At 66.2% G+C, this 26,745-nt stretch carries 28 protein-coding genes; 21 read left to right on the forward strand and 7 right to left on the reverse strand.

Translation table 11 applies throughout. From position 1 onward, the window contains the following. Positions 1–516, forward strand: coding sequence for a protein-export chaperone SecB (gene secB / locus AC06DU_RS01140; RefSeq protein WP_016903394.1), 516 nt, complete (start codon positions 1–3; stop codon positions 514–516). Between the two features lie 15 nt (positions 517–531). Beyond that, complete coding sequence (locus AC06DU_RS01145) at positions 532–1,557, forward strand: NAD(P)H-dependent glycerol-3-phosphate dehydrogenase (RefSeq protein ID WP_026064544.1); 1,026 nt, start codon at positions 532–534, stop codon at positions 1,555–1,557. A gap of 272 nt (positions 1,558–1,829) precedes the next feature. On the opposite strand, the gene AC06DU_RS01150 is transcribed toward AC06DU_RS01145, so the two are convergent. Beyond that, complete coding sequence (locus AC06DU_RS01150; protein ID WP_016904049.1) at positions 1,830–2,426, reverse strand: OmpO family porin; 597 nt, start codon at positions 2,424–2,426, stop codon at positions 1,830–1,832. Between the two features lie 364 nt (positions 2,427–2,790). On the opposite strand from AC06DU_RS01150, the gene poxB reads away from it, so the two are divergent. The 6 genes from poxB to AC06DU_RS01180 all read left to right on the forward strand — a co-directional run bounded on the left by poxB (position 2,791) and on the right by AC06DU_RS01180 (position 10,631). Then, a complete protein-coding gene (poxB, locus tag AC06DU_RS01155) occupies positions 2,791–4,500 on the forward strand; it encodes a ubiquinone-dependent pyruvate dehydrogenase (RefSeq protein WP_478204339.1) in 1,710 nt (569 codons plus the stop codon). 46 nt (positions 4,501–4,546) lie between these two features. Beyond that, positions 4,547–5,989, forward strand: coding sequence for a sensor histidine kinase (locus AC06DU_RS01160; RefSeq protein ID WP_026064447.1), 1,443 nt, complete (start codon positions 4,547–4,549; stop codon positions 5,987–5,989). Continuing rightward, entirely contained in the window at positions 5,974–7,311 is a 1,338-nt protein-coding gene (locus AC06DU_RS01165) for a sigma-54-dependent transcriptional regulator (RefSeq protein ID WP_478203313.1), read from the forward strand. Before AC06DU_RS01160 ends, AC06DU_RS01165 begins: the two co-directional genes overlap by 16 nt. A 436-nt stretch (positions 7,312–7,747) precedes the next feature. After that, positions 7,748–8,536 carry a hypothetical protein gene (locus AC06DU_RS01170; protein WP_478203314.1) on the forward strand — a complete coding sequence of 263 codons (789 nt, stop codon included), beginning with the start codon at positions 7,748–7,750 and terminating at the stop codon, positions 8,534–8,536. A gap of 134 nt (positions 8,537–8,670) precedes the next feature. Continuing rightward, positions 8,671–9,303 carry a hypothetical protein gene (locus AC06DU_RS01175; RefSeq protein ID WP_478203315.1) on the forward strand — a complete coding sequence of 211 codons (633 nt, stop codon included), beginning with the start codon at positions 8,671–8,673 and terminating at the stop codon, positions 9,301–9,303. 104 nt (positions 9,304–9,407) lie between these two features. Next, a complete protein-coding gene (locus AC06DU_RS01180) occupies positions 9,408–10,631 on the forward strand; it encodes an MFS transporter (protein WP_478203317.1) in 1,224 nt (407 codons plus the stop codon). A 159-nt stretch (positions 10,632–10,790) separates the two neighbouring features. Here AC06DU_RS01180 and AC06DU_RS01185 read toward each other — a convergent pair whose 3' ends face one another. Together AC06DU_RS01185 and AC06DU_RS01190 are read right to left on the reverse strand one after the other, a co-directional pair. After that, positions 10,791–11,267, reverse strand: a complete 477-nt coding sequence (locus AC06DU_RS01185) for a tRNA (cytidine(34)-2'-O)-methyltransferase (RefSeq protein ID WP_104554633.1) — start codon at positions 11,265–11,267, stop codon at positions 10,791–10,793. Between the two features lie 25 nt (positions 11,268–11,292). Continuing rightward, a complete protein-coding gene (locus AC06DU_RS01190; RefSeq protein ID WP_478203318.1) occupies positions 11,293–11,754 on the reverse strand; it encodes an XAC0231 family protein in 462 nt (153 codons plus the stop codon). Between the two features lie 208 nt (positions 11,755–11,962). Between AC06DU_RS01190 and AC06DU_RS01195 the strand changes: the two genes are divergently transcribed. The 5 genes from AC06DU_RS01195 to AC06DU_RS01215 all read left to right on the forward strand — a co-directional run bounded on the left by AC06DU_RS01195 (position 11,963) and on the right by AC06DU_RS01215 (position 15,867). Continuing rightward, on the forward strand, positions 11,963–12,145 hold the full coding sequence (locus AC06DU_RS01195; protein ID WP_478203320.1) for a hypothetical protein: 183 nt from the start codon (positions 11,963–11,965) through the stop codon (positions 12,143–12,145). Positions 12,146–12,150: 5 nt separating this feature from the next. After that, entirely contained in the window at positions 12,151–12,471 is a 321-nt protein-coding gene (locus AC06DU_RS01200) for a DUF4156 domain-containing protein (RefSeq protein WP_016903993.1), read from the forward strand. Between the two features lie 101 nt (positions 12,472–12,572). Continuing rightward, the gene (locus AC06DU_RS01205; RefSeq protein WP_016903994.1) at positions 12,573–13,589 is read left to right on the forward strand and encodes a 3-oxoacyl-ACP synthase III; all 1,017 of its coding nucleotides are present in this window, start codon (positions 12,573–12,575) and stop codon (positions 13,587–13,589) included. A gap of 87 nt (positions 13,590–13,676) precedes the next feature. Then, positions 13,677–14,816: a protein adenylyltransferase Fic gene (gene fic / locus AC06DU_RS01210; protein WP_167704989.1), complete on the forward strand. Its 1,140-nt coding sequence runs from the start codon at positions 13,677–13,679 to the stop codon at positions 14,814–14,816. Between the two features lie 148 nt (positions 14,817–14,964). Next, the gene (locus AC06DU_RS01215; protein ID WP_478203322.1) at positions 14,965–15,867 is read left to right on the forward strand and encodes an alpha/beta fold hydrolase; all 903 of its coding nucleotides are present in this window, start codon (positions 14,965–14,967) and stop codon (positions 15,865–15,867) included. A 145-nt stretch (positions 15,868–16,012) separates the two neighbouring features. On the opposite strand, the gene AC06DU_RS01220 is transcribed toward AC06DU_RS01215, so the two are convergent. Then, positions 16,013–16,396 carry a YkgJ family cysteine cluster protein gene (locus tag AC06DU_RS01220; protein ID WP_039517698.1) on the reverse strand — a complete coding sequence of 128 codons (384 nt, stop codon included), beginning with the start codon at positions 16,394–16,396 and terminating at the stop codon, positions 16,013–16,015. A 312-nt stretch (positions 16,397–16,708) separates the two neighbouring features. Between AC06DU_RS01220 and oleC the strand changes: the two genes are divergently transcribed. The 3 genes from oleC (at position 16,709) to AC06DU_RS01235 (ending at position 19,691) form a co-directional block, all read left to right on the forward strand. Beyond that, positions 16,709–18,367 (forward strand): olefin beta-lactone synthetase, encoded by a 1,659-nt coding sequence (gene oleC, locus AC06DU_RS01225; protein WP_478203324.1) that lies wholly within the window; start codon positions 16,709–16,711, stop codon positions 18,365–18,367. 90 nt (positions 18,368–18,457) lie between these two features. Then, positions 18,458–19,468, forward strand: coding sequence for a 2-alkyl-3-oxoalkanoate reductase (gene oleD / locus AC06DU_RS01230; protein ID WP_478203326.1), 1,011 nt, complete (start codon positions 18,458–18,460; stop codon positions 19,466–19,468). A gap of 64 nt (positions 19,469–19,532) precedes the next feature. Beyond that, positions 19,533–19,691 carry a DUF1328 domain-containing protein gene (locus AC06DU_RS01235; RefSeq protein ID WP_003468167.1) on the forward strand — a complete coding sequence of 53 codons (159 nt, stop codon included), beginning with the start codon at positions 19,533–19,535 and terminating at the stop codon, positions 19,689–19,691. Positions 19,692–19,808: 117 nt separating this feature from the next. Here AC06DU_RS01235 and AC06DU_RS01240 read toward each other — a convergent pair whose 3' ends face one another. Together AC06DU_RS01240 and ddlA are read right to left on the reverse strand one after the other, a co-directional pair. After that, positions 19,809–20,291, reverse strand: coding sequence for a GNAT family N-acetyltransferase (locus tag AC06DU_RS01240; protein WP_478203328.1), 483 nt, complete (start codon positions 20,289–20,291; stop codon positions 19,809–19,811). After that, positions 20,288–21,394, reverse strand: a complete 1,107-nt coding sequence (gene ddlA / locus AC06DU_RS01245) for a D-alanine--D-alanine ligase (protein WP_478203329.1) — start codon at positions 21,392–21,394, stop codon at positions 20,288–20,290. Before ddlA ends, AC06DU_RS01240 begins: the two co-directional genes overlap by 4 nt. A 193-nt stretch (positions 21,395–21,587) precedes the next feature. Between ddlA and AC06DU_RS01250 the strand changes: the two genes are divergently transcribed. The 4 genes from AC06DU_RS01250 to AC06DU_RS01265 all read left to right on the forward strand — a co-directional run bounded on the left by AC06DU_RS01250 (position 21,588) and on the right by AC06DU_RS01265 (position 25,434). Next, the gene (locus AC06DU_RS01250; protein WP_046345336.1) at positions 21,588–22,232 is read left to right on the forward strand and encodes a ubiquinone biosynthesis accessory factor UbiJ; all 645 of its coding nucleotides are present in this window, start codon (positions 21,588–21,590) and stop codon (positions 22,230–22,232) included. Further along, positions 22,229–23,902: a ubiquinone biosynthesis regulatory protein kinase UbiB gene (gene ubiB, locus AC06DU_RS01255; RefSeq protein ID WP_039814160.1), complete on the forward strand. Its 1,674-nt coding sequence runs from the start codon at positions 22,229–22,231 to the stop codon at positions 23,900–23,902. Before AC06DU_RS01250 ends, ubiB begins: the two co-directional genes overlap by 4 nt. Before the next feature lie 97 nt (positions 23,903–23,999). Beyond that, positions 24,000–24,587 (forward strand): O-methyltransferase, encoded by a 588-nt coding sequence (locus AC06DU_RS01260; protein ID WP_102580146.1) that lies wholly within the window; start codon positions 24,000–24,002, stop codon positions 24,585–24,587. 76 nt (positions 24,588–24,663) lie between these two features. Beyond that, the gene (locus tag AC06DU_RS01265) at positions 24,664–25,434 is read left to right on the forward strand and encodes a pseudouridine synthase (RefSeq protein ID WP_478203331.1); all 771 of its coding nucleotides are present in this window, start codon (positions 24,664–24,666) and stop codon (positions 25,432–25,434) included. 236 nt (positions 25,435–25,670) lie between these two features. Here the strand turns inward: AC06DU_RS01265 and AC06DU_RS01270 are convergent, their stop codons facing one another. Then, the gene (locus AC06DU_RS01270; RefSeq protein ID WP_478203333.1) at positions 25,671–26,255 is read right to left on the reverse strand and encodes a DUF2059 domain-containing protein; all 585 of its coding nucleotides are present in this window, start codon (positions 26,253–26,255) and stop codon (positions 25,671–25,673) included. 56 nt (positions 26,256–26,311) lie between these two features. Here AC06DU_RS01270 and arfB point away from each other — a divergent pair, with 56 nt between their 5' ends. Further along, entirely contained in the window at positions 26,312–26,743 is a 432-nt protein-coding gene (gene arfB / locus AC06DU_RS01275) for an alternative ribosome rescue aminoacyl-tRNA hydrolase ArfB (protein WP_478203335.1), read from the forward strand. Positions 26,744–26,745: the final 2 nt, after the last annotated feature.

Raw genomic sequence — 26,745 nt, forward strand, 5'->3', positions numbered from 1 at the left:
ATGTCCGACGAAATCATCAACGGCGCGGTTGCGCCGGCCGACGCCGCTGCTGGCCCCGCTTTCACCATCGAGAAGATTTACGTCAAGGACGTTTCCTTCGAATCGCCGAACGCGCCGTCCGTCTTCAATGACGCCAACCAGCCCGAGCTGCAGCTGAACCTCAACCAGAAGGTGCAGCGCCTCAACGACAACGCCTTCGAAGTGGTGCTGGCCGTGACCCTGACCTGCACCGCCGGTGGCAAGACCGCCTACGTGGCCGAAGTGCAGCAGGCCGGCGTGTTCGGCCTGGTCGGCCTGGAGCCGCAGGCGATCGACGTGCTGCTCGGCACCCAGTGCCCGAACATCCTGTTCCCGTATGTGCGTACCCTGGTCAGCGACCTGATCCAGGCCGGCGGCTTCCCGCCGTTCTACTTGCAGCCGATCAACTTTGAAGCGCTGTATGCAGAAACCCTGCGCCAGCGTTCGCAGGGCGAAGGCACCTCGCTGGCCGATTCCGAGCCGGCTGGCAACGCCTAAGCCTTGCGTGCGCCGATGAGCGATTCGACGCAGAAGATCGCGGTTCTCGGCGCCGGCTCCTGGGGCACGGCCCTGGCTGCGCTGCTCGCCAGGCACGGTCACCCGACCGTGCTCTGGGGACGCGATGCGGCGATGGTGGATACCATCGACCGCACCCACGAAAACGCGCGTTATCTGCCAGGGATTGCACTGCCCGAGAGCCTGCGTGCGACCACCGACCTGCAACTGGCCATTGCCGATGCCGGCTGGATTCTGGTCGTGGTGCCCTCGCATGCATTCACCGAGACGATCCGGTTGATCGCACCGTTGCGTCCGGCCGGTGCCGGCGTTGCGTGGGCGACCAAGGGCTTCGAGCCCGGTTCCGGGCGGTTCCTGCACGAAGTGGCGCGCGACATCCTCGGCCCCGGCGTTCCGCTGGCCGTGGTGACCGGGCCGTCTTTCGCCAAGGAAGTCACGCTCGGCCTGCCGACCGCCATCACCGTGCACGGCGACGATGCGGCGTTTGCGCAGGTCGTGGCCGATGCCATGCATGGCCCCACCTTCCGCGCCTATACGGGCGATGACATGGTGGGCGCCGAGCTCGGTGGCGCGATGAAGAACGTGCTGGCGGTGGCCACCGGCGTGGCCGATGGCATGCAGCTGGGCCTCAACGCCCGTGCCGGCCTGATCACGCGCGGCTTGAACGAGATGCTGCGCCTGGCGGCGGCGATCGGTGCGCGGCCGGAGACCTTGATGGGCCTGGCGGGTCTGGGCGATCTGGTGCTGACCTGCACTGGCGACCTGTCGCGCAACCGACGGCTGGGGTTGGCCCTGGGACGCGGACAGAGCCTGAACGATGCGATCCGCGAGATCGGCCAGGTGGTGGAATCGGTGCAGACCGCCGACGAAGTCATGCGTCAGGCCGAGCATCACGGCATCGAACTGCCGATCTCCAACGCCGTGCGTGCGGTATTGCATGGCGAGATCACCCCGGAAGCAGGCCTGAAGGAGTTGCTGGCACGCGAGCGCAAGCCCGAGTACCCGCAGACCTTGTTCACCTGATCGCGGCATCGCGCGTGTACGCGCTGCGCAGAAACAACAAAAAGCCCGGCATTGCCGGGCTTTTTGTTGGTGTCGATCGCAAAGGTTGGCGGCAAGCTGTAGCCGCTTGAGCGCGCTGGATCGTGCTTCTACAGCAGCCGCATTGCGCACATGCCGCTATAGCGCGATGTGCGCATCGCCAGCCGATCGCCCAAAAGAAAGAAGCCCGGTCGGGGGACCGGGCTTCCAATGCAACGCGGGAGAGAGAGTCGCGTTGCAGTCAAACATGCGGCTTACCAGCTGAAGCGCGGGCCGACCGACCATTCCTTGTTGCCGTCGCCATCCATACGGATGTCGCCGTTGATGCCCCAGTTCTGGTTCAACTTGACCTGGGCGCCGAGGCGGCCGTAGAAGTTGTCGCCGATGTCGATGCCGCGCTTCTTGGAGAAGTCTTCGTAGCCAGCCAGGGCGTAGACTTCGAAGTGCTCGCCGAAGGCGTTACGCAGACCGGCTTCAACGCTGTAACCGTCGAAGCTGATGTTCGGGGTGTCCAGGTCCAGCTTGCGGTAGGCAACGCGAGCAACGAAGTCGGTGCTGGTGGCGATTTCCTGGTTGTAACCCACGCCGACGCCCCACTGCTGGAAGTCGGAGTTGGAGCTTTCGAACACGTTGTCGTTGTCGTCAGCGTTCTGCTTGCTGTAGTCGCCGAACACGTGGAAGTTCGGAGCGACGGCGTAGGACGCCTTCACGCCCCAACCATCAGCGTCGCGGCCTTCGGTCGGGGTGCGCACGTAGTCACCTTCGACGAAGTTGTAGGAGAGGTTTTCAGCAGCGGAGGCCGCAAACGGCAGGGCTGCGAGAAGGCCGAGGGCCAGCAGGGAATTCTTCATGATCGATACCTGTACTTATGGTTTGGGCCGGCGCTGAGGCGGATGCCGTTCGCTGCCGAGATGTAAATTCTCCGTTATTCGATGGAACGCGACATGAATTTTGGACTGACTGGTCCATGAATCATCGCGCCCAGTTCAGCTCCGCTTCCTTGTCATCAAATTGCAATGCGCGTAGCGCACGCGCAAAGCGTGATGCATTGGCGGTTACATCGCGTCGATGTGACGCGCATGTATAGAAGGGGCTGTTTTTCAGTGATTTCTACCGCGTCTGCAGTGTGCAAGCACATTGCGCTGACACTGTGACTGGGAGCATGCCAGGCTTGTCGAACAAGCGTGGAGCTGCATCGTGGCGAAGAAAAAGACGTTGGCGCGGTTTCTGGCCGAGACGCTGCAGAGCGCGGGGGTGGAGCGGATCTGGGGGTTGACCGGCGACAGCCTCAACGGCCTGACCGATGCCTTGCGCGAGATGCAGACAATCGAATGGATGCACGTGCGCCACGAAGAGGTGGCCGCGTTCGCTGCCGGCGCCGAGGCGGCGGTGACCGGCAAGCTGGCGGTGTGTGCGGGTAGCTGCGGGCCGGGCAACCTGCACCTGATCAACGGGCTGTTCGATTGCCATCGCAGCCGCCAGCCGGTGCTGGCGATCGCCGCGCATATTCCCTCGTCCGAGATCGGGCTGAACTATTTTCAGGAGACACATCCGCAGGAACTGTTCCGCGAGTGCAGTCACTTTGTGGAATTGGTGACCAATCCGGCGCAGCTGCCGGAAGTGCTGCACCGCGCGATGCGTGCGGCCATCCTGCAGCAAGGTGTGGCGGTGGTGGTGATCCCCGGCGATATCGCACTGCTGGAAGTGGATAAGAATATCCCCACGGCCTGGCCGCAACTGCGCCAACCGCGCGTACTGCCGGCCGCCGAAGATGTGCAGCAACTGGCCGCGCTGCTGCAGCAGAGCGAAGCGATCACGCTGCTGTGCGGCAGTGGTTGCGCGGGTGCGCACGATGCGGTGGTGGCATTGGCCGACACCCTGGGCGCGCCGATCGTGCATGCCTTGCGCGGCAAGGAACACGTGGAGTGGGAGAACCCGTTCGATGTTGGCATGACCGGCCTGATCGGTTTCAGCTCCGGCTACCACGCAATGCTCAACTGCGACACCTTGATCATGCTGGGCACGGATTTCCCGTATCGGCAGTTCTATCCGAAGGACGCGACCGTCGTGCAGGTGGACCGCGACCCGAGCGCGCTGGGGCGGCGTACGCCGTTGCAGCTGGGCATCGCAGCGGACGTAGGCGAAACCATTGCCGCCTTGTTGCCGCAGCTGCAGCGACGCGAGAAACGCGACTTCCTGGAAAAGTCGCTTGCGCACTATCGCAAGGCGCGCGAGGGGCTGGACGATCTGGCGGTGCCGGCCGATCCAGGCGAGCCGCTGCATCCGCAATTCGTGGCGCGCATGATCAGCCAGATCGCCGACCAGGATGCAGTATTCACCTGCGATGTCGGCACGCCGACGGTGTGGGCCGCGCGCTACCTGCGCATGAACGGACAACGCCGCTTGCTCGGTTCGTTCAACCACGGTTCGATGGCCAATGCGATGCCGCAGGCGCTGGGTGCGCAGTCGGCGTATCCGGGCCGCCAGGTGATTGCGCTGTCGGGTGATGGTGGTTTTGCGATGCTGATGGGCGATTTCATCTCGCTGGCGCAGCTGCGCCTGCCGGTGAAGATCGTGGTGTTCAACAATGCCTCGCTGGGATTCGTGGCGATGGAGATGAAGGCCGCCGGCTATCTGGATACCGGCACCGAGTTGCGCAATCCGGACTTCGCAGCGATGAGCAATGCGATGGGCATCCTGGGCATCCGGGTCGATGAGTCCGCGCAACTGGAGCGGGCGTTGCGGCAGGCCTTCGCGCACTCTGGTCCGGCACTGGTGGATGTGCGCATCGCCACGCAGGAACTGGCGGTGCCGCCGGCAATCAAGCTGGAACAGGCCAAGGGCATGGGCCTGTATCTGCTCAAGGCAGTGATGAGCGGGCGTGGCGACGAGGTGATCGATCTGGTCAAGACCAACATGCGCTGACACAGTTACCGCGTTCTGAAACTGCACGTCTTTACCGGACCCTCGCATGCCTCGTTCGTTGTTACGCCAGTTGCTGCTGATCTGGGTGGTGATCCTGGCTGCCTGCGTGGGCGTGGCCACGATGTTGTATGGCCTGTACCGACAGACCGAAGGCGTGCGACTGGACGATGCGCGCCAGCAATTGACCGCGCAATGCGCACGCATCGTGCAGCGCTACGCCGGCGCGAGCGAGGCGGCGCGCAGCGGCGACAACGGCGCCGGGTTGGCCGCGGTGGTGGTGCAACTGGTACTGGCCGATGCGCCCGGTGTGGAGGGCGGGGTGTGGAACCTCGACAAGGGATTCGTTGCCTACGCCTATCCCACCTACGACGGCAGCGATCACAAGACCGATATCCCGGCCGCCGAGTGGACCACGATCGTCAGTACCGCGCGGCAGAGTGCGGTGGGCGACAAGGCCGTGGATTTTCGTCGCGACGGCAGCCGCGAAGTGGTGTTGATCAGCGCCTGCCCGCTGGCCGCGGGCACCGCTGCATGGACCATGTCGCGGGTGCCGGCCAGCACCTCCGATGCCTGGCGGCCACTGGCGATCGGCATGCTGCTGATCTTCGCCATGGTGGCAATGTCGGCGATTGCCCTGGGCGTGGTGGTGCGGCGCTGGAGTCAGCGCCTGCAGCGCATCCAGCAGGCGCTGGCCGCCGATACCGAACTCCCGCAAATTCCGGTCACCGGCGCACCCGAGCTGGACCGGCTGGGCGCTGCGGTCAGCGATTACGCACAGCGCAATGCGCAGGCCTTGGCGCAGACGCGGCGGCTGGCCGACGAGCTGGCAAGGCACGAGCGGCTGGCCGCACTCGGGCGCCTGACCGCCACGGTGGCGCATGAGATTCGCAACCCCATCGCCACAATGCGCCTGGCGGTGGAGAACGAAATCGCCACGCGCCAGGGCACGCCGGACGATGCCGCGCACGGTGAGCTGATGTTGGGGCAGATCCGTCGCCTGGATGGGGTGGTCGAAAGTCTGCTCGGCATGGTGCAGCCGATCAGGCTGCAGCTGGAGACGGTGGTGGTGCAGGAATGGCTGGCGAGCTTGCTCGATCCTGCCATGCTGCCGCCGGGCGCGCCGGCCCCACAGCTGCGCGTCCCGGACGCGCCGCTGCAGTGGATGCTCGATCCGCAGCAGCTCGGCCGTGCCGTCCACAATCTGCTGCGCAACGCGCTCCAGCACGCCGATGCAGGCAGCGCGGTGACGCTGGAGGCCAGCGCCAGCGATGGGTTGCTGCAGCTACGGGTGAGCAATCGTGGCGCGGCCATCGCCGATGCCATCGCTTCGCAATTGTTCGAGCCGTTCGTCAGCGGTCGCGCCGACGGCAATGGCCTGGGGCTTGCGCTGGTGCGCGAGATCGCCCGTGCACATGGCGGGCAGGTGCGTTATGCACACGCCGACGGTATGACCCATTTCATTCTGGAGCTGCCATGGCGCGCATCCTGATCATCGACGACGATGCGGCGTTTCTGACCACCTTGCAGGCAACGCTGCGCTCGCTCGGCCATACGGTGATCGCGGTCGACAACGGCTCCGACGGTTTGCTGCGCCTGAACGAGGGCGGCATCGAACTGGCGTTCGTGGACTTCCGCATGCCCGGCATGGACGGAATCCAGGTGCTGCGTGCGCGTGCGGACGATCCCCGCGCGCGCCAGGTGCCGCTGGTGATGCTCACCGCGTACGCCTCCAGCGGCAACACCATCGAAGCGATGACGCTGGGTGCTTTCGATCACCTGGTCAAGCCGGTGGGGCGTGCGGATATCGTCGATGTGGTGGAGCGTGCATTGGCAAGTCGTGCCGATGCCAACGCAGATACCGCAGCGAGCGAACCTTCCGACGACGACGGCTTGGTCGGCCACAGTCCGGCGATGCGTACCGTGCATAAACGCATCGGGCTGGCGGCAGCTTCTGATCTGCCGGTGTTGATCACCGGCGAAACCGGTACCGGCAAGGAACTGGTCGCGCGCGCCCTGCATCGCGCCAGCGCGCGCGCGGCGGCGGCATTTGTCGCGGTCAATTGCGCGGCGATCCCGTTGGAGTTGATGGAAAGCGAATTGTTCGGTCATCGCAAGGGCGCCTTTTCCGGGGCAACCAGCGACCGCATCGGCCTGATTCGCGAAGCCGATGGCGGCTCGTTGTTCCTGGACGAGATCGGCGACATGCCGCTGCCGATGCAGGCCAAGTTGTTGCGCTTCCTGCAGGAAGGCGAAGTGACGCCGCTGGGCGGGCGCGGCGCGCAAAAGGTGGATGTGCGCGTGCTGGCGGCCACGCATCGCGATCTGGCGGCGTGGGTGGCGGCAGGACAGTTCCGCAGCGATCTGCGCTATCGCCTGAATGTGGTGCCGATCGAACTGCCGCCGCTGCGCGAACGCGGGCAGGACATCGTGCTGCTTGCGCAGTATTTTCTGCGCAGCGGCGAAGGCGCGGCGCGTACGCTGTCGGCGGACGCGCAATCGCGGCTGCTGGCCTACCCGTGGCCCGGTAACGTGCGCGAGCTGCGTAACGTCATGCAACGCAGCCAACTGCTGGTGCGCGGCCACAGCATCGTTGCCGCGGATCTGGACGACGCGCTCGAGTACGATGCCGAGCAGCCCACGACTGCAGCGCCACCGGAAGGCACCTTGCCCGAGGCGGTGGCGCGGCTGGAAAAGCAGATGATCCAGGACGCCTTGGCACACAGTGGCGGCAACCGCGCCGAAGCCGCGCGCCGGCTCGGCATTCATCGCCAGCTGCTGTACCGCAAGCTCGATGAGTACGGCCTGCAGTAGGCGCAGCGATCACCGGACGCGATGTCTGCAGGCTGCCGCTTCGGTCATGACGCAGTACGCGCACAGCAGCACGTGCACCTGTTGTCATGCGCACCTGTTGGTTGCATGCCGCCGCTGCCACTCGCAGCATTGGCCAATGGCCTTCCCCCAGCAGACGGTGCAGCCGGAAAGCGCAGCACCACGCGTTCGAAATCCAGCCCGGACCTCGGCACGCGCACGCTACCGTCGAGGGTGCCAGGCACGTTCTTGCTTTGCAGGGTCGACACACAACCCGAGCTGCAAAGTGTCTGCAAAGCGGACAGTGGTGGATGAAACGCAGACGATTGTTCGCGCGCGTGCAGACACAAAACCCTTGTAAAACAACGGATTCGCTGTTGGCACGATTGCTGCTTTATCTCCAGGGCGAGCGGCGCTCCTGCCGCGTTGGAGACATCGCATGATTCGTCAGACCGCACTTGCTTTCGCATTGGCCTGCAGCGTGGCAACCGCTGCAGCGCAGGCTCCCACACCGCCAGCAGCACCGCTGGCGCCGCGTGCGCCGGTCGGCACGCCACCGCCGGCCCCGCCCGCACCGCCCGCGCCGTTGGCCGCCACCCCGGTGCGCATCACCGGCACGGTCGAGCGCTTCATGCTCAATCCCAATGGCGAGGTCGACGGCCTGTGGTTACGCGATGGCACCCAGGTGGCATTTGCACCGCATCTGTCCGCACAGTTGCAGGCTGCGGTGCGCCGGGGCGACACGGTGAGCGTGCAGGGCTATCGCCTGGGCAGCCTGCCGGTGCTGCGCGCCAGCAGCATCCGCTCCAATCGTGGTGGGCGCGAAGTGGTCGACCAGCCGCCGGCGGGCGCCATGCCGCCGGCGCCGCCAGCGCCTGCTGCGTTGACGCCGTTGCAGGCGGAAGGACGCATCGAGCGCTTGGTCTACGGCCCGGGTGGCGAGACCAATGGCGCGTTGCTGAGCGATGGCACGCTGGTGCGGATGCCGCCGCATCTGGCGCTGCAGTTCGGTGATCTGCTGCGGGCCGGCGCGCCATTGAGCGTGAGCGGCTTCGGGGTTGCCACCGCCAACGGCCGCGCCATCGAAGCCACCCAACTGGGCCGTGATCGCGCCTCGCAGCGTGCGTTGTTCAGCCCGCCGCGCCCCGACGGCCCGGTGCCGCCCGCACCACCGGCCCCGCCTGTCCCGCCGGCCGCACCGCCAGCGCCGGCTCCGGCGCCGCGTTGATCCAGGGCGCCGCCGCCCACGCGGCGGCGCTTACCCGTCGCGTTCCCCTCTACGCGCCTGTTCACCACGCCGCATGCGTGGCGACGGGCGCGGCTTGCCGGCATCGGCCGGTTCTCACTTCTCTGGAGTTTTTCATGCATTGGGTCGACCCTGATTTCCTTCCCGAAACCCGCGGCACGCTGGCGCGCTTTCTGCTCAATCCCAAGGCCGATATCGACGGCCTGCTGCTGACCGACGGCACCGAGGTGCACACGCCGCCGCACCTGTCCGCCGCCTTGCTCAAGGCACTCAAGCCCGGCAGCACCTTGAGCGTGCGTGGCCTCAAGCCGCGCGATGTGGACATGCTGGTGGCCCTGGCGATCGATCCGGAAGGTGGCAAGCGCATCGCCGATGAAGGCCCGCACGGGCCGCATGCCAAGCCCAAGCCCAAGCCGCCCGCCGGCAAGCCGCCCAAGCCGCAGCTCACCCAGCACAGCGGCACCATCGCGCGCCTGCTGCACGGCCCGCACGGGCAGGTGCATGGCGTGTTGCTGGACGACGAGGTCACGGTGCGGTTCCCACCGCATGCCGGAGAGGACTTCGCCAAACAGCTGGTGGTCGGCAAGGCGCTGGTGGCCCAAGGCGATACCAGGACGACCCCGCACGGCGTGCTGGTCCACGCGCATGCCTTGGGCGCCAAGGCCGCGTCGCTGAAGCAGATCGAGCATCCGCATGGTCCGGGTGCGCATAAGCCGAAGCCGAAGCCGAAGCCGAAGCCGAAGCACTAGCAGCCTGCAATGCGACTGCCGTGCTGGCGCCGTGCGACTGCAATTGGGTCGCACATGCAGGCCGGCGCGCGCAGTCGCCTTTCATCGTTTCGTGGAGAGCGCCGATGCGCATGAGCACACCGCGTCCCCGTGGCAGCCGCGCACTGGAGGCGCTGCATTTCAGCGTGGCCGATGTGCAGGACGGGCTGGGGCCATTTCTCAGCGTGTTCCTGCAATCCAGGGGCTGGTCGGTGGCGGCGATCGGCACGGTGATGAGCGTGGGCGGCATCGCCGGCATGCTCGCCACCACCCCGGCCGGTGCACTGGTCGATAGCACCCGGCGCAAGCGCGCCGTGGTGGTGGTCGGTTGCCTGGCGATCCTGTTGGCCACGGCGCTGATCTGGCTGCATCCGACCTCCTCCGGTGTGGTCACCGCGCAGATCGTCTCGGCGTTGGCGGCAGCCGGCATCGGCCCGGCACTCACCGGCATCACCTTGGGGCTTGTGCACGCGCGCGGATTCGATCATCAACTGGCGCGCAATCAGGTCGCCAACCACGCCGGCAACATGCTGGCCGCGGTGCTGGCCGGCTGGCTGGGCTGGCGCTACGGGTTTGCGGCGGTGTTCGTGCTCACCGCCGCGTTCGGTGTGCTGGCGATCGCGGCGGTGCTGCTGATTCCGTCTGCGGCCATCGACCATCGTGCCGCGCGCGGCCTGGGCTACGCCGACGGCGCGGACACCCTCAGCGGCTGGCGGGTGTTGTTGACCTGCCGGCCACTGGCCTTGCTGGCCATCACCCTGGGGCTGTTCCACCTGGGCAATGCGGCGATGCTGCCGCTCTACGGCATGGCCATCGTGGCCGCGCATGCGGGCGATGCCAACGCGCTGACGGCGACCACCATCGTGGTCGCGCAGGCCACGATGGTGGTGGTGGCGTTGCTGGCGATGCGCTGGATCCGCGTGCACGGACACTGGTGGGTGCTGCTGGTGGCCTTCATGGCCTTGCCGTTGCGTGCATTGGTGGCGGCGTCGCTGATCCATGGCTGGGGCGTGTTTCCGGTGCAGATCCTCGACGGACTCGGCGCCGGCCTGCAGGCCGTGGTGGTGCCGGCACTGGTGGCGCGATTGCTGCAGGGTACCGGGCGCGTCAATGTCGGCCAGGGCGCGGTGATGACGGTGCAAGGTGTGGGCGCGGCGCTGAGCCCGGCGTTGGGCGGCTGGCTGGCGCACGCCTTCGGCTATCGCATCGCGTTTTTGGCGCTGGGTGCCATCGCCTTGCTGGCGGTGGCGCTTTGGGCAGGCTGTCGCGGCATGTTGCAGGCAGCGACCGATGCCCAGGTGATGCAATGAGGTCATCGCAGCGGCGCGGAGCAGCACGCAAACGGCAACGCCCGCGACTGGCATACGCGCGGAGCACGCTTTGAGTGACAGATCGATACGGGAACCATGCAGCGCGCCGGGATCGGGGCGGACGATGCCGCAGTTAGCCAGCCGTCTGCATCACCACGGTTATCGGCCGCCGTTGAAGTCCCACTGACGCCAGGCTTCGAACACCATCACCGCAACGGTGTTGGACAGATTGAGGCTGCGGTTGTCCGGGCGCATCGGCAGGCGCAGCCGGTGCTGTGGCGGGATCGACTCCAGCACGTCGGCGGGCAAGCCGCGTGTTTCCGGACCAAACAGAAAGGCATCGCCATCGGCAAATTGCGGTGTGTCGTAACGCACGGTGCTGCGCGTACTCAGTGCAAACACGCGCTTGGGCGCGATCGCGGCCAGGGCGCTGGGCAGGTCGGCATGCACCTGCAGGCTTGCGTATTCGTGATAGTCCAGGCCGGCGCGTTTGAGTTGCTTGTCGCTGAGGTCGAAGCCGAGCGGCTCGATCAGGTGCAGGCGCGCGCCGGTGTTGGCGCACAGGCGAATCACATTGCCCGTATTGGGCGGAATTTCCGGCTGAAACAGGATGACATCGAGGACGGGGGCTGACATGCGCGCAGTGTAGCTGCGCGCGTGCTCAAAGGCTGATGGCGGCGTTGACCAGCGCTTCCAGTTCGACCGGCGACGGCTGCAGCTGCGGCACCGGCAGGTTGACGATGACCTGGCCCATCAGTGCGCCGATGGCAGCAGCAGCCTGGCCGGAGGTGCTCTGCGCGCTGGCAGCGGCGTTGCGGGTCACCAGGTCGGCGCGCTGGTCGGCGGACGGACGCACCTGCACCGCGGCGAGGGTCAGGATGCGCGGGCCGGCCTGTTCGGCGGCGAGGGCGGCCAGCTGCTCGGCCGACGGACGTACCTGCACGGTGGCCAGGGTAGGGACGTCGCTGCTGCGCTCCAGCGCCTGCTGGGCGATCTGGTCGGCCGACGGGCGGACCTGCACGGTGTCCAGCGTGGTCACGCTGGCGGCCTGGGCGAAACCGGCCAGGGCGGTACCGGCAAACAGGGCGGCGGAGAGGGCGATGCGCAGGGTCTGGGTCTTCATGGCGAGGTCTCTTGGTGTGGTTGATCAGTGGTGTGGTAGTAAGGTAGTACACCATTTCGGTAAGTGCAATAACTTTCGTGGCGCAATTTTATTTATTCAGCTGGCAGTCATTTTTTGCCGATCGAGGTCGCTGCCCGCTGCTTGCCTATGCCATGCAGCAAACCGCGTGCCAATCGCAGTTGATTGTTTTTAAAGAGATTTGTGCGCCGTGGCGGTGTCCGCGTCCGGACACCCGGACGCGGTTGCGGGCGCCGGACACCGGCCGAAGCGAGAGAACATGACGATCTGCGTGGTGTTCAGCGCGCTGAATGCGCGGCGTGCGGGCATGCAGCGCACGCCGATCGCCACCCGGCAACTGCGGCACAATCCGGCTTCGTCCTCAGGTGTCTAAGACTTATGCGCGTGCTGATGCTGTCTGTTCTGGTTGCCACCACTGCCACGGCCTGCACCTGGGTGCCGATCGAGCAAAGCGGCAAAGGCGTGCAGGTGCTGCCCGCAGGCCCTGTGCCAGCTGGCTGTCAGCAGCAGGGCGAGGTGGTGGTATCGGTCAAGAGCAAGGTCGGCTTCTACAACCGCAACCCATTGCGGGTGCAGGAAGAACTGGAAACGCTGGCACGCAACGAGGCGCCGGGCGCCAATGCCAATACGGTCCAGGCGCAGGGCCAGCCGGCCGATGGCAGCCAGCGCTTCAACGCCTTCCGCTGCCCGCCGCGCTGAACCGTTGGGCTGGGGCGCGGCCGCTGCAATTGTAAAGATGCGGTAAAACCAGCCAGCGGCTAGACTAGCGCCCCCTCGCCTGACGCCATGGCGCTACTTCGATGCTCTTCCAGAATGTCTCCATCGCGGGACTGGCGCATATTGATGCGCCGCACACGCTGACTTCCAAGGAAATCAACGAGCGCCTGCAACCGACCTACGACCGCCTCGGGATCAGAACCGACGTGTTGGGCGACGTTGCCGGCATCCATGCACGGCGCTTGTGGGACCAGGATGTCCAGGCCTCGGACGCCGCCACCCAGGCTGCGCGCAAGGCACTGCTCGACGCCGGCATCGGCATCGAGAAGATCGGCCTGCTGGTCAACACCTCGGTGAGCCGCGACTACCTGGAGCCGTCCACCGCCTCCATCGTGTCCGGCAACCTCGGGGTCGGCGACCATTGCGTCACCTTTGACGTCGCCAACGCCTGCCTTGCCTTCATCAACGGCATGGACATCGCCGCCCGCATGCTTGAGCGCGGCGAGATCGACTATGCGCTGGTCGTCGATGGCGAAACCGCCAACCTGGTGTACGAGAAGACCCTCGAGCGCATGACCTCGCCCGACGTCACTGAAGAAGAGTTCCGCAATGAACTCGCCGCGCTGACCCTGGGCTGCGGTGCCGCAGCGATGGTGATGGCGCGCACCGAGCTGGTGCCCGACGCCCCGCGTTACAAGGGTGGCGTGACCCGCTCGGCCACCGAGTGGAACAAGCTGTGCCGCGGCAACCTGGACCGCATGGTCACCGACACGCGCCTGCTGCTGATCGAAGGCATCAAGCTGGCGCAGAAGACCTTCCTGGCCGCCAAGCAGGCGATGGGCTGGGCAGTGGACGAGCTGGACCAGTTCGTCATCCACCAGGTCAGCCGCCCGCATACCGCTTCATTCGTGAAGTCGTTCGGCATCGACCCGGCCAAGGTCATGACCATTTTCGGCGAACACGGCAACATCGGCCCGGCTTCGGTACCGATCGTGCTGAGCAAGCTCAAGGAGCTCGGCCGCTTGAAGAAGGGCGACCGCATCGCGTTGATGGGAATTGGTTCTGGCCTGAACTGCTCGATGGCGGAAGTGGTCTGGTAAGTTGCAACATGTGACGTGTTAAGAAAAATGGATTTTTAGTACACGTCATTGCATCATGTTCGCTCTTGCAACATGACCGGTGTAAGCATGGACGACGCGCTGGTGTTCAATCCCGAGCAGCCCTACAACGCGCTCCCGCCGCTTCCTCCGGCGGGAGATATCGAAACGCGCGCCTTGCTCAAGGCCTGCATCGTGGCGCGCACTGCGTTGGCCGAGCTGAAGCAGGCCACCGCATTGCTGCCAAATCCGGCAGTGCTGATCAATACGATCCCGATCCTGGAAGCACAGGCGAGTTCGGAGATCGAAAACATCGTCACCACCACGGATGACTTGTTCCGTTATGCAGACGATCAGGAGCGCGCCCAGAATCCGGCAACCAAGGAAGCCCTGCGTTACCGTAGCGCGCTCTACGAAGGGTTCCAGTCGCTGCAGCAGCGACCGCTATGTACAGACACCGCCGTGGTGGTCTGCAGCCGCATTAAAGCTGTGCAAATGCAGATCCGTCGCGTGCCCGGGACTGCGCTGGCCAACGATCAGATCCAGCAGATCATCTATACCCCGCCCGTCGGCGAGACATTGCTGCGCGACAAGCTGGCCAATTGGGAGCGTTTTATTCATGAATGCACCGATATCGATCCATTGATCCGGATGGCGGTCGCGCACTATCAATTCGAAGCGATCCACCCGTTCACCGATGGCAACGGGCGTACCGGACGTGTATTGAATCTGCTGATGCTGATCGAGCAAGGCCTGCTCGATATCCCCGTCCTGTACTTGTCGCGCTACATCATTCGCCATCGCAGCGACTACTATCGACTGCTGCTGGATGTCACCCGGTACGGTCGCTGGGCCGAGTGGATTCAGTACATGCTTGCCGCCGTTGCAGAGACAGCTGCGTGGACGACGGCGAAGATCCAGGCGATCCGAGGATTGGAGACGCAGGCGCGTGATCATGTGCGCGAACACGCCCCCAAGGCCTACAGCCGCGAACTTGTCGAAGTGGTCTTCAATCAGCCCTATTGCCGCATCCAGAATGTCGTGGACGTGATGGGCGTGACTCGGCAGACCGCTGCACGCCATCTAAAGGAACTGGTGACCATCGGTGTGCTGCAAGAGCAGCGGCTGGGCAAGGAAAAACTGTTCCTGCACCCTGCATTCCTGAAACTTCTGTCCGGCGATGGTCATCAACTACCGCCTTATCCAATGCCTTCGACGGAAGCGCGATGAAGCCTGTAATTGATCCAGGTAGCCGTCTTGCGCGCAGTGGGTTGAGCATGTCGCAGCGTGGCGACCACTATGATGTCCAATCTCTACGCACGGCAGGCCAACGCTTGCGCCATGTGCGCTCTCTCGAATCGAATCGGATGCGTTTGGCATGAACTACCCCGGCTATCCCTTCACTCCCCAGCGCCTTGAGGTGCGTCCCGGCATTGCGATGTCGTATCTGGACGAAGGTCCGCGCGATGGCGAGGTGGTCGTGATGCTGCACGGCAATCCGTCGTGGAGTTATCTGTGGCGGCACCTGGTGAGCGGCCTGTCGGATCGTTACCGCTGCATCGTGCCGGACCACATCGGCATGGGGCTGTCCGACAAGCCGGACGATGCGCCCGACGCGCAGCCGCGTTACGACTACACGCTGCAGTCGCGCGTGGATGATCTGGACACGCTGTTGCGGCATCTGGGCATCACCGGCCCGGTCACGCTGGCGGTGCACGACTGGGGCGGCATGATCGGGTTCGGCTGGGCGTTGTCGCATCATGCGCAGGTCAAGCGGCTGGTGATCACCAACACCGCTGCATTCCCGTTGCCGCCGGAAAAACCGATGCCGTGGCAGATCGCAATGGGCCGGCATTGGGGGCCGGGCGAGTGGTTCATCCGCACGTTCAATGCGTTTTCCTCCGGCGCGTCCTGGTTCGGGGTGTCGCGGCGGATGTCGGCGGAAGTGCGTCGCGCCTATGTGGCGCCCTACAACAATTGGCGCAACCGCATCTCCACCATCCGCTTCATGCAGGATATTCCGCTGTCGCCCGCCGACCAGGCCTGGTCACTGCTGGAGCGCTCGGCGCAGGCATTGCCGTCGTTCGCCGATCGCCCGGCGTTCATCGCCTGGGGCCTGCGCGATATCTGCTTCGACAAGCACTTCCTGGCCGGCTTCCGCAAGGCGTTACCCAATGCCGAGGTCACCGCGTTCGACGATGCCAATCACTACGTGCTGGAAGACAAGCATGAAGTGCTGGTGCCGGCGATCCGTGCGTTTCTGGAGCGCAATCCGCTGTAAGCGCTGCTGGCATCGCCGCGCAGGCGCTCGTTAGGTGAGTGCCTGCGGTGTGCAGAACGCGGATGTACTAGTGGATGGGACCGGCAATGCCGTTGTTCTGTTGGACGTTGCGAGCGGATGGCGTAGTCACTCGCAGCGGTGGCCGTTACAACGGCGGCAGCGGATTGCGTTGGGCCTGGTCCACGCCCAGCCAGTCGGCGTCGGTCAGCGCGTGCAGGCCGTGCGCCAGCCGGGATTTGTCGCATTGCGCGCTGCGCTGGCCGAATTCCAGCGAGGCCGGCACGGCGGCGCAGGCGGAGGGCCGGCGATCGTGGATGCTGCAGCGGCTGTAGCGGCCGATGTCCGCGTCCAGCGCAATGCAGCGCGGCTGCGATTGCGAGGTGCCGCGCATGACGCGCTCGTGCGTGCGCAGCGCATCGGTCAGCTCGATCGGTACCCTGCCGCCCAATGCGGGATCGGCCTCGCTCCAGTGGAAACTGACGCGGAAGTAGGCGCAGCAGGCGCCGCAGGTGAGGCAGGGATGTGCCATGGAATGCCGGGCCTTGCGCGGCGAAACAACGTGGTGAGCGCGGCATTCTGACCGAACCACGCTGCGATACAAGTGGCACGGGAGTGCGCCGGTTGGCGGTTCATCTGCGTCGCTCGACGCAGCGCGTGTGTGCAAGGCGCTGCGCCTTGCGCGGGCAGGCACCTCGCGCGCGAGCACTGCGCGGTCTTGTTATGGCCCGACGACGCGCAATCGCCGCGTCAGCCATCGCTGCGTTGGGAGCACGCACCAGCGCAGCTGACCTGAGCGCGGTCAAGCGGCCTGCACCGTCGGCGCATGGGTGATAATGCGGCAATGACTACGACGACTCTCTGCAATATCGCCGCCACCCTGCCGGAACTCGCGCGCGAGCGCCCCGAGCAGATCGCCATCCGTTGCCCGGGCCGCCGCGCCGCCAACGGGTATGCCGCCTACGATGTGACCTTGAGCTATGCCGAGCTGGACGCGCGCAGCGATGCGATCGCTGCCGGACTGGCCCTGCACGGCATCGGACGCGGTGCGCGCGCGGTGGTGATGGTGCGCCCGTCGCCGGAATTCTTCCTGCTGATGTTTGCCTTATTCAAGGCCGGTGCGGTGCCGGTGCTGGTGGATCCGGGCATCGACAAGCGCGCGCTCAAGCAATGCCTGGACGAAGCGCAGCCGCAGGCATTTATCGGCATTCCGCTTGCGCAGCTGGCGCGTCGTCTGCTGCGGTGGGCACGCTCTGCAAAGCAGATCGTCAGCGTCGGTGGACGTTACGGCTGGGGCGGGGTGACATTGGCGCGCGTGGAGCACGATGGCGCCGGCGCCGGCAGTCAGCTGGCCAACACCGGGCCGGACGATGTGGCCGCCATCCTGTTCACCAGCGGCTCGACCGGCGTGCCCAAGGGCGTGGTGTACCGCCACCGGCATTTCGTCGGCCAGATCGAATTGCTGCGCAATGCCTTTGGCATGCAGCCCGGCGGTGTGGATCTGCCGACATTCCCGCCGTTTGCCCTGTTCGATCCGGCACTGGGGCTGACCTCGGTAATTCCGGACATGGATCCGACCCGCCCGGCCACTGCCGATCCGCGCAAGCTGCATGATGCGATCGACCGCTTCGGAGTCACGCAGTTGTTCGGCTCGCCGGCATTGATGCGCGTATTGGCCGACTACGGCCAGCCCTTGCCAAACGTGCGCCTGGCCACCTCGGCCGGTGCGCCGGTGCCGCCAGACGTGGTGGCCAAGATCCGCGCGCTGTTGCCGGAAGATGCGCAATTCTGGACGCCGTATGGCGCCACCGAATGCCTGCCGGTGGCAGCGATTGAAGGGCGTACGCTGGACGCCACCCGCGCGGCCACCGAGGCCGGTGCCGGCACCTGCGTCGGTCAGGTCGTCGCGCCGAACGAGGTGCGCATCATCGCCATCGACGATGCGGCCATTCCCGAGTGGAGCGGCGCGCGCGTGCTGGCGGTGGGCGAGGTCGGCGAAATCACCGTCGCCGGCCCCACCACCACCGACACCTACTTCAACCGCGACGCGGCCACGCGGATTGCCAAGATCCGCGAGCGCAACGCGGACGGCAGCGAACGCATCGTGCATCGCATGGGCGATGTGGGCTACTTCGATGCCGAAGGACGCTTGTGGTTCTGCGGGCGCAAGACCCACCGCGTGGAAACCGCCAGCGGCCCGCTCTACACCGAGCAGGTGGAGCCGGTCTTCAACGTGCATCCGCAAGTGCGGCGCACCGCTTTGGTCGGTGTCGGCGCACCCGGACAGCAGCAGCCGGTGCTGTGCGTGGAATTGCAGCCAGGCGTGGCGGCATCGGCATTTGCGCAAGTGGAAACCGCATTGCGCGCGCTGGGCGCTGCGCACCCGCACACGGCTGGAATCACGCGTTTCCTGCGCCATTCCGGATTTCCGGTGGACATTCGCCACAACGCCAAGATCGGCCGCGAAACGCTGGCGATCTGGGCGGCGCAGCAGCGTGGTTGACCTGTCGATGCGTATCGCGCACGCAGCTGGCCGCATCGCCAATTCCGGCCGCGCCCGTTATCGTGTGCGTCCTTGCGATGGAGGTGATGCGTGCGCATCCTGGTAACCGGTGGTGGTGGCTTTCTTGGCCAGGCGTTGTGCCGCGGCTTGATCGCGCGTGGGCACGAGGTGGTGAGTTTCCAGCGCGGCGATTATCCGGTGCTGCAGCGCTTGGGCGTGGGCCAGATCCGTGGCGACCTGGCCGATCCGCAGGCGGTGCGGCATGCCTTCGCCGGCATCGATGCGGTCTTCCACAACGCGGCCAAGGCCGGTGCGTGGGGCAGCTATGACAGCTATCACCAGGCCAATGTGGTGGGCACGCAGAACGTGCTCGACGCGTGTCGGGCCAATGGTGTGTCGCGCCTGATCTATACCTCCACGCCCAGCGTGACCCATCGCGCCACCAATCCGGTGGAAGGCCTGGGCGCCGACGAAGTGCCGTATGGCGAGGACCTGCGCGCGGCGTACGCGGCAACCAAGGCGATCGCCGAGCGCGCGGTGCTGGCGGCCAACGATGCGCAACTGGCGACGGTGGCCTTGCGTCCACGCCTGATCTGGGGCCCGGGCGACAATCATCTGTTGCCGCGTCTGTCCGCGCGCGCGCGCGCCGGCCGCTTGCGCATGGTCGGCGATGGCAGCAACCTGGTGGACAGCACCTACATCGATAACGCCGCGCAGGCGCATTTCGATGCGTTCGCACATCTGGCTGCAGGTGCTGCGTGTGCGGGCAAGGCGTACTTCATCTCCAACGGCGAGCCCTTGCCGATGCGCGAGTTGCTCAATCGCCTGCTGGCTGCGGTGGATGCACCCGCGGTGACGCGTTCGTTGTCGTTCAAGACCGCGTACAGAATCGGTGCAATCTGCGAGACCATGTGGCCACTGTTGCGTCTGCCTGGCGAAGTGCCGTTGACGCGTTTTCTGGTGGAACAGCTGTGCACGCCACACTGGTACAGCATGGAGCCGGCACGTCGCGACTTCGGCTATGTGCCGCAGGTCAGCATCGAAGAAGGGCTACAACGGCTGCGATCCTCATCTTCCAACGACATCGCCATCACTCGATAAAGACCGCCGCATCTTCAGGATACGTCTGCGCCGATTCGGCACGACAACTTCTGGAATCCTTGCCATGCTGCATTACGCCATCATCTTCTTCGTCATCGCCATCATCGCCGCCGTGCTGGGCTTCAGCGGTATCGCCGGTGCGGCGACCAACATCGCCTGGATCCTGTTCGTGGTGTTCCTGATCCTGGCTGTGATCTCGATGTTCCGTCGCGGCAAGGTATAACGCCTAGCTGCGATACGTCACGGCAGCGGCGCTGCCGGTCGACGCTCGCATGGCCCGCTTCCGCAAGGAGGCGGGCCATGTGCGTTATGGACGCTCCATCGTTGAATCGCTTCTGTTTCAAAGTAGTTTTTCAAGATATTGCACATGCTTGCCGTTGCCCAGCAGCGCATCGCCGACCGGCTGGAAACCCAGCTGTAGATGCAGCGCCAGCGATGCCGGATTGGGTGGGAGCAGGTTGACCTCACAGACCAGGCGCGGTTGCCCTGCTGCACGCGCGGCGTGGATGAGCTCGTCATACAACTGCCTGGCAAGCCCGCGCCGCTGCGCATGCGCGGCGATCACGATGCAGTCGATGTAGACAAAGCGCGCGAAGCGTTGCGCCATCCATGCAAAGTTCGGGTTGGCGTAGGCCGCGCCTTGATCCAGCGCGATCAGCAGGCCATCCGCCGGCGCGACGAGGCGTGCGTGCCACGCCAGTTGCAGCAATGCAGCCAGCCCTTCGGCATCCAGCAACGACAGCTCGGTGGCATGCGCGTTGTTGAGCGCAAGCAATGCGCTGTGGTCGTGCGGTTGCACGGCGCGCACACGGGCCTGGCTCACGCGCCTGGCTCGGCCGCGCTGCGCAGCAGCTGATCGTCAGCATGCCGTTGCAGTGCCAGCTCGATCAGTTGCGTGATCAAGCTGCGGTAGTCCAGCCCGCTTGCCTGCCAGAGCTTGGGATACATGCTGATCCGGGTGAAGCCCGGCAATGTGTTGACCTCATTGATCACGATGCGGCCATCGGCGCATAGGAACACGTCCACACGCGCCATGCCGGCGCAGTCCAGCGCCTGGTAGGCCTGCACCGCAATCTGCTGGATGCGCTGCTGCGTCTGCGCATCGATGTCGGCCGGGATCACGATGTCGGCGCCGTGTTCGCTTATGTACTTGGTCTGGTAGGAGTAGAACGCGTCGTGCACCACCACTTCGCCGCACACGCTGGCCTGCGGGGTGGCATTGCCCAGCACGGCGCATTCGATCTCGCGCCCGGCGATCGCCGCTTCCACCAGCACCTTGTGGTCGTATGCCAGCGCCAATGCGAGCGCGTCGGCAAACGCATCGGCACTGCGCACCTGGCTGACACCGACCGACGAACCCTGGTTGGCCGGTTTGACGAACAACGGCAAACCCAACTGCGCGATCAATGCATCCACGTCGGCGTGTGCGGCGGTGTGGCGGTTGAAGCAGGCGAACGGCGCCACCTCAAGCCCGGCATCGCGCAGCACGCGCTTGGCCAGGTCCTTATCCATCGCCAGCGCCGAGCCGAGCACGCCGGAGCCGACGAAGGGCAGATTGGCCATGCGCAGCAGCCCTTGCAGCGAGCCGTCTTCGCCGAGCGTGCCATGCACGATCGGAAACACCACATCGATCTGTGCCAGCGCCTGCTCCGGCTGGGTCGGGCGCAGCTGCTGTTGCTGCGCGCCCGGCAGCAGGGCCACGCCGCGACCGCTGCGATGCAGGGCGATGCGGGCCGGGTCGTCGGCATTGAGCAGGAAGCTGTCGGGGTCGTTGACGTGCCACTGGCCCTGCTTGTCGATGCCGATCAGCACCGGCTCGAAGCGCTGCGGATCCAGCGCATCGAGAATGTTGCGCGCCGATTGCAGCGAGACCTCGTGCTCGGCCGATTTGCCGCCGAAGATGAGACCGACCCGGATCTTGCGCATTGCCTGCTCCTGCCACCTACGTGATGAGGTCGCCAGCATGCCCGCGGCAGGCGTGCCGAAGGAAGTCCTGCATGATCGACGCACGCGGCCTGGCCGCAAGGCGCCTTGCCATGATCGCCACCCCGGCCTCCAGCTTGCACGTGCCACACCACCGTCAAGCAGTGGCGACATGCGGGGACGGTAGAATGCGCCCATGCCCGGATCCCTGTTCAACTCACTCAAGCCGCTCGCCGGCCAGGCCCTGCAAGCCGCGCTCAACCGCGCGCTGGCACTGGACCCCGATACCCGCGACGCCCTGCTGCCACTGGAAGGCCAACGCATCGCACTGACCCTGGAGGCGCCTGCGCTGGCCCTGCAGATCCGCGTGCACGAGCGCCGCTTGCTGGTCGGCCCGGTGGACCAGGCACAGGAGCCGGACCTGGCCGTGCGCAGTAGCCTGGCCGGCTTGCTCGGCCAACTGCCGTTCCTGGCCAACGCGCGCCGCAGCGGCGCACCGGCCGGGCGGCTCAAGGTCTCCGGCGATGCCGAGCTGGCGCGCCAGCTGCAGCAACTGGCCGGCCGCTTCGATCCGGATTGGCAACTGCCGTTCGTGGCGGTGTTCGGCGAGATCCTCGGCGTGCAGATCGCCAATGCGGTGCGTGCAGCGCTGCAGCAGGCACGCCGCAGCGCGGTTGATCTGGCGCATAGCGCGGCCGAATTCGTGACCGAGGAATCGCGCGACGTGGTGCCGCGTGCCGAACTGGACGCCTTTCACGACGATGTCGACGAACTGCGCGACGACGTCGAACGGCTGGCCGCACGCGTGGCGCGCCTGCGCGCGGCCGGAGGTGCGGCATGAAGGCGCTGCTGCGGGCCAGCCGCATCGGCCGGGTGATCCTGCGCTATCGCCTGGACGACCTGTTGCAGGACACGCCGGCCGAGCGCTGGCTGCGCCTGGCCAAGCCCTTCGTGCCACGCGCCAGTGCCGAAATCGCCGCGCAATCGCGCGGTGCGCGGCTGCGGCTGGCGTTGCAGGAACTGGGGCCGATCTTCGTCAAGTTCGGGCAGATCCTGTCGACCCGGCGTGACCTGATTCCGGCTGACGTGGCCGATGAACTGACCCTGCTGCAGGACCGCGTCAAGCCCTTCGACGGCGAAGCGGCGCGGCTGATCGTCGAGCGCGCGCTGGGCCTGCCGGTGAGCGTGGCGTTTGCCGCGTTCGACACCGTGCCGCTGGCCTCGGCCTCGATCGCACAGGTGCACGCGGCCACCTTGCCGCCGGATGCTAACGGCGTGCGCCGCGAGGTGGTGGTCAAGGTGCTGCGTCCGGATATCGAGCGCCAGATCGATGCCGATATCGCGTTGCTGCAGTCGCTGGCCACGCTGGTCGAACGCACCCACCCGCGCGCGGACAAGATCCGGCCGCGCGAAGTGGTGGCCGAGATCGAAGGCACCCTGTCGGCCGAACTCGACCTGCAGCGCGAAGGCGCCAACGCCAGCGTGCTGCGCCGGTTCTGGGAAGGCTCGGACGATCTATACGTGCCCGAGGTGATCTGGTCGCACACCGCCGAGCGTGCACTCACGCTGGAGCGCGTGTACGGCATTCCGTCCGACGACATCGCCAAGCTCGATGCGGCCGGTATCGACCGCAAGGCGCTGGCGGCCAAAGGCGTGCGGGTGTTTTACACGCAGGTGTTCCGCGACAACTTCTTCCATGCCGATGCGCACGCCGGCAACATCTGGGTCGACAGCGACCCGGAGCGCCGGCTCAATCCGCGTTTCATCGCGCTGGATTTCGGCATCATGGGCCAGCTCTCGCAGGAAGATCAGTACTACCTGGCCGAGAACTTCATGGCGATCTTCCACAAGGATTACCGCCGCATGGCCGAGCTGCACGTGGAGGCGGGCTGGATGCCCGACAACGTGCGCATCGACGAACTGGAAGCGGCCGCGCGCTCGGTGTGCGAGCCGTACTTCACCCGCCCGTTGTCGGAGATTTCGCTGGCCGAAGTGCTGATCAAGCTGTTCCGCGTCGCGCAGCGCTACGAACTGACGCTGCAGCCACAGCTGATCCTGTTGCAGAAGACCTTGCTCAACATCGAAGGCGTCGGCCGCCAGCTCGACCCCAGGCTGGATATCTGGGCAGTGGCGCGGCCGGTGCTGGAACGCATCCTGCGCGAGCGTTACAGCCCGCGCCGCGTGCTCGGCGAGTTGCGCAAGCGCCTGCCGGAAATCATGACCCATGCGCCGGACATGCCGCGCCTGGTGCACAGCTGGTTGAAGCAGCAGGTGGAAGGCCGCCACCAGCTCGACATCCGCTCGGCCGAGCTGCGCGCGCTGGACCTGAGCCTGCGCAAGCTGCAGACGCGCGTGGTCACTGCCATCACCGGCAGCGGCCTGCTGGTGGTGGCTGCCGTGCTGTATGGCCTGCACCCGAATGGCTGGTACCTGGGCACGGTGCCGGTGTGGAGCTGGGTCAGCGGCGGTGCCGGCTCGGTGGCCCTGCTGGTCGCCTGGCTGCGGCGCTGAAGCACTCAAGCACTGCAACAGGTGGCCTGCCGCATCCGGCTGGTAGCGGCAGCGCCTGCAGCGGCACGATGACGAAGCCGTCCCCGGCGAGGTAGTGATGATCGATCTGCAGGCCTTGAAGGACGAACTGGCACGGTTCGGTAGCGACAACGATGCGCACCAGCCGGAGCGTGGCCGGCGCATGCTCAACATCACGCCCGACACCGGGCAATTGCTGGCCGTGCTGGTACGCGCCACCGCTGCGCGGCGCGTGCTGGAAATCGGCACTTCCAACGGTTATTCGACGCTGTGGCTGGCCGAAGCGGCCGCCGCAATCGGTGGGCACGTCACCACGGTGGAGCTTGCGGCCGACAAGGTGGCCCTGGCGCAGGCCACGCTTGCACGCAGCGGCCTGGCCGCGTCGGTGGATGTGGTGCACGGCGACGGCGGCACGTGGCTGACCCAGGCGGCCAGCGCCAGCATCGATCTGGTCTTCCTGGATTCGGCGCGCGGCGAGTACGTGCGCTGGTGGCCGGCACTGCGCCGCGTGCTGCGCGGCGGCGGCCTGCTGGTGGTCGACAATGCGCTGTCGCATGCCGACGAACTGGCGCCGTTCACCGCGCTGCTGGCTGACGATCCGGCAGTCACCTGCAGCGTGGTGCCGGTGGGCAAGGGCGAACTGCTGGCGGTGTGCGGCGCGGCCTGAGCGTGCGCGGCCGAGCTGCCACGCCCTCAGGCCTCAAGGCGCGTGATCGGCATGCGCCATACGGCGCGGCGGCGCAGTGGCATGCGGTGTCGACGATGCGGATAATCCGCCGGTGAGCACATCCCCCAAGCACTTGCAGATTCTCTTCCAGGACGAGCTCCTGGCCGTCGTCGACAAACCCGCCGGGCTGATGGTCCACGACAGCAAGCTGGCGCGCGGGGAGGACGACTTCCTGGCCGACCGCCTGCGCGAACAGCTGGGCCGGCCGATCTTTCTGGTGCACCGGCTCGACCGCGCGACCAGCGGCTGCCTGCTGCTGGCGTTCGACCGCGAGGCCGCCAGCGCGCTGGGCAAGGCCTTGATGGCCGGCGAGTTGGAGAAGGACTATCTGACCGTCTGCCGCGGCTGGCCGGCCGAGGAGCGCTTCATCGTCGACCACGATCTGGACGGCGGCCCCGGCAAGCCGGTCAAGAAGCCGGCGGTGACGCACTTCCAGCGCCTGGCCACCGGCGAGCTGGAGATCCCGTCCACCGGCTTTGCCACCTCGCGCTATGCGCTGCTGCGCTGCCAGCCGCAGACCGGGCGGTTCCGGCAGATCCGCCGGCATATGAAACACCTGTCGCACCACATGATCGGCGACACCAGCCACGGCGATGGCCGGCACAACCGCAGCTTCCGCATGCTCGGCATCCACCGCATGCTGCTGCACGCCGAGCGGCTGGGGTTTCCGCATCCAGCCGATGGGCGGCGCATCAGCGTCACCGCGCCGCTGGATGTGGAATTTTCCAAGGCCTGCGCGTTGTTCGGGTGGGAGACGGCCGCGCTGGGAGCGGTGCAGACGGCTTGATGCGGTGCGCGCGGCTAACGGTCAACAAGCCCACACGATCTGCTGGAAATCCGCACAACCGTACCTCACCTCAACCCCTCTCCCGCAGGAGAGGAGCCAAGCGCTCCCTCGCCGAGTGGGACAAGCGGGTTGGCGCAATCGTCGTCAGTGCCACCACCGCCACCGTCGCAAGCAGCAACCGCCGCAGCAGGCACGCTGTTCCGATTCCCCAATCCCGATTCCCCAATCTCCGCCCTTCAGGGCTTCTGCGGTGCCGCCGCCGGCGTATTGACGATCTTCTCCAGATCCTTCTGCAGGTCGGCAAACAGCGGCAGCATCTTCTGCTGGATCGCGCCCATCAGGTTCTGGGTCAGTGCCGGGGTCTTGTCCAGCAGGCTCTGGCCGGCCGAGCTCTCGTAGAACTCGGCCATGGCCAGCACGTCCTCGCGCGAGAACGAGCGCTTGTAGATGTCCACATACATCGGGCGCAGCTCCGACCACGACAGCGCCTTGCGCACGGTCTGGCGGGTGCGCTCCTGGATGCGCTGCAGCTGGGCCTGCTGGTCGGCGTCGAGCTGGCGCTGGGCGGTGAGCTGGGCGAACTGTTGCTGCTGCATCGCTTCGATCTGCGGCAGCATCGTGTCCAGCATGGTCTGCGCGCGTGAGGCGGCCAGCAGACGGTTGATGTCGGCATCGCTGGGCGCCTGCGCAAACGCGGCGGGCGTGGCCAGTGGCAGTGCGGCCAGCACGATCAGGCGGCGCGCCAAGGCGCGGGCGGCGGCAACGGAACGGGGCGGTGTCATCGGAGCATCCTGCACAGTCGGGGGAACCGGCCGCAGCATACGGGAAGCCGGCGTTCGCGCGCGCGTCCATGCCGGTGCCGATACAATCGGGTTGAATGGCCAGCGACCCGATCCAGATCATCCCCAGCCTGACGATCCCGCCCAGCGAGATCGTCGAGCGCTTCGTGCGCGCCAGCGGCGCGGGCGGGCAGAACGTCAACAAGGTCTCCACCGCGGTGGAACTGCGTTTCGACGTGGCCGGGTCGCCGTCGCTGCCCGAACCCCTGCGCGCGCGGCTGCTGTCGCGGCGCGACCGGCGCATGACCGCCGATGGGGTGCTGGTGATCGACGCGCAGCGCTTCCGCACCCAGGACCGCAACCGCGAGGATGCGCGCGAGCGGCTGGTCGAGATCATCAGTGCCTGCCTGTCGGTGCCCAAACGCCGGGTCGCCACCAAACCGAGTCATGGTGCCAAGCTGCGGCGGCTGGATGCCAAGCGTGAGCGCAGCCATATCAAGCGTGGACGCTCTGCGTCCCACTGGGAGTAAGC

The sequence above is a fragment of the Xanthomonas sp. NCPPB 3200 genome (assembly GCF_056393585.1).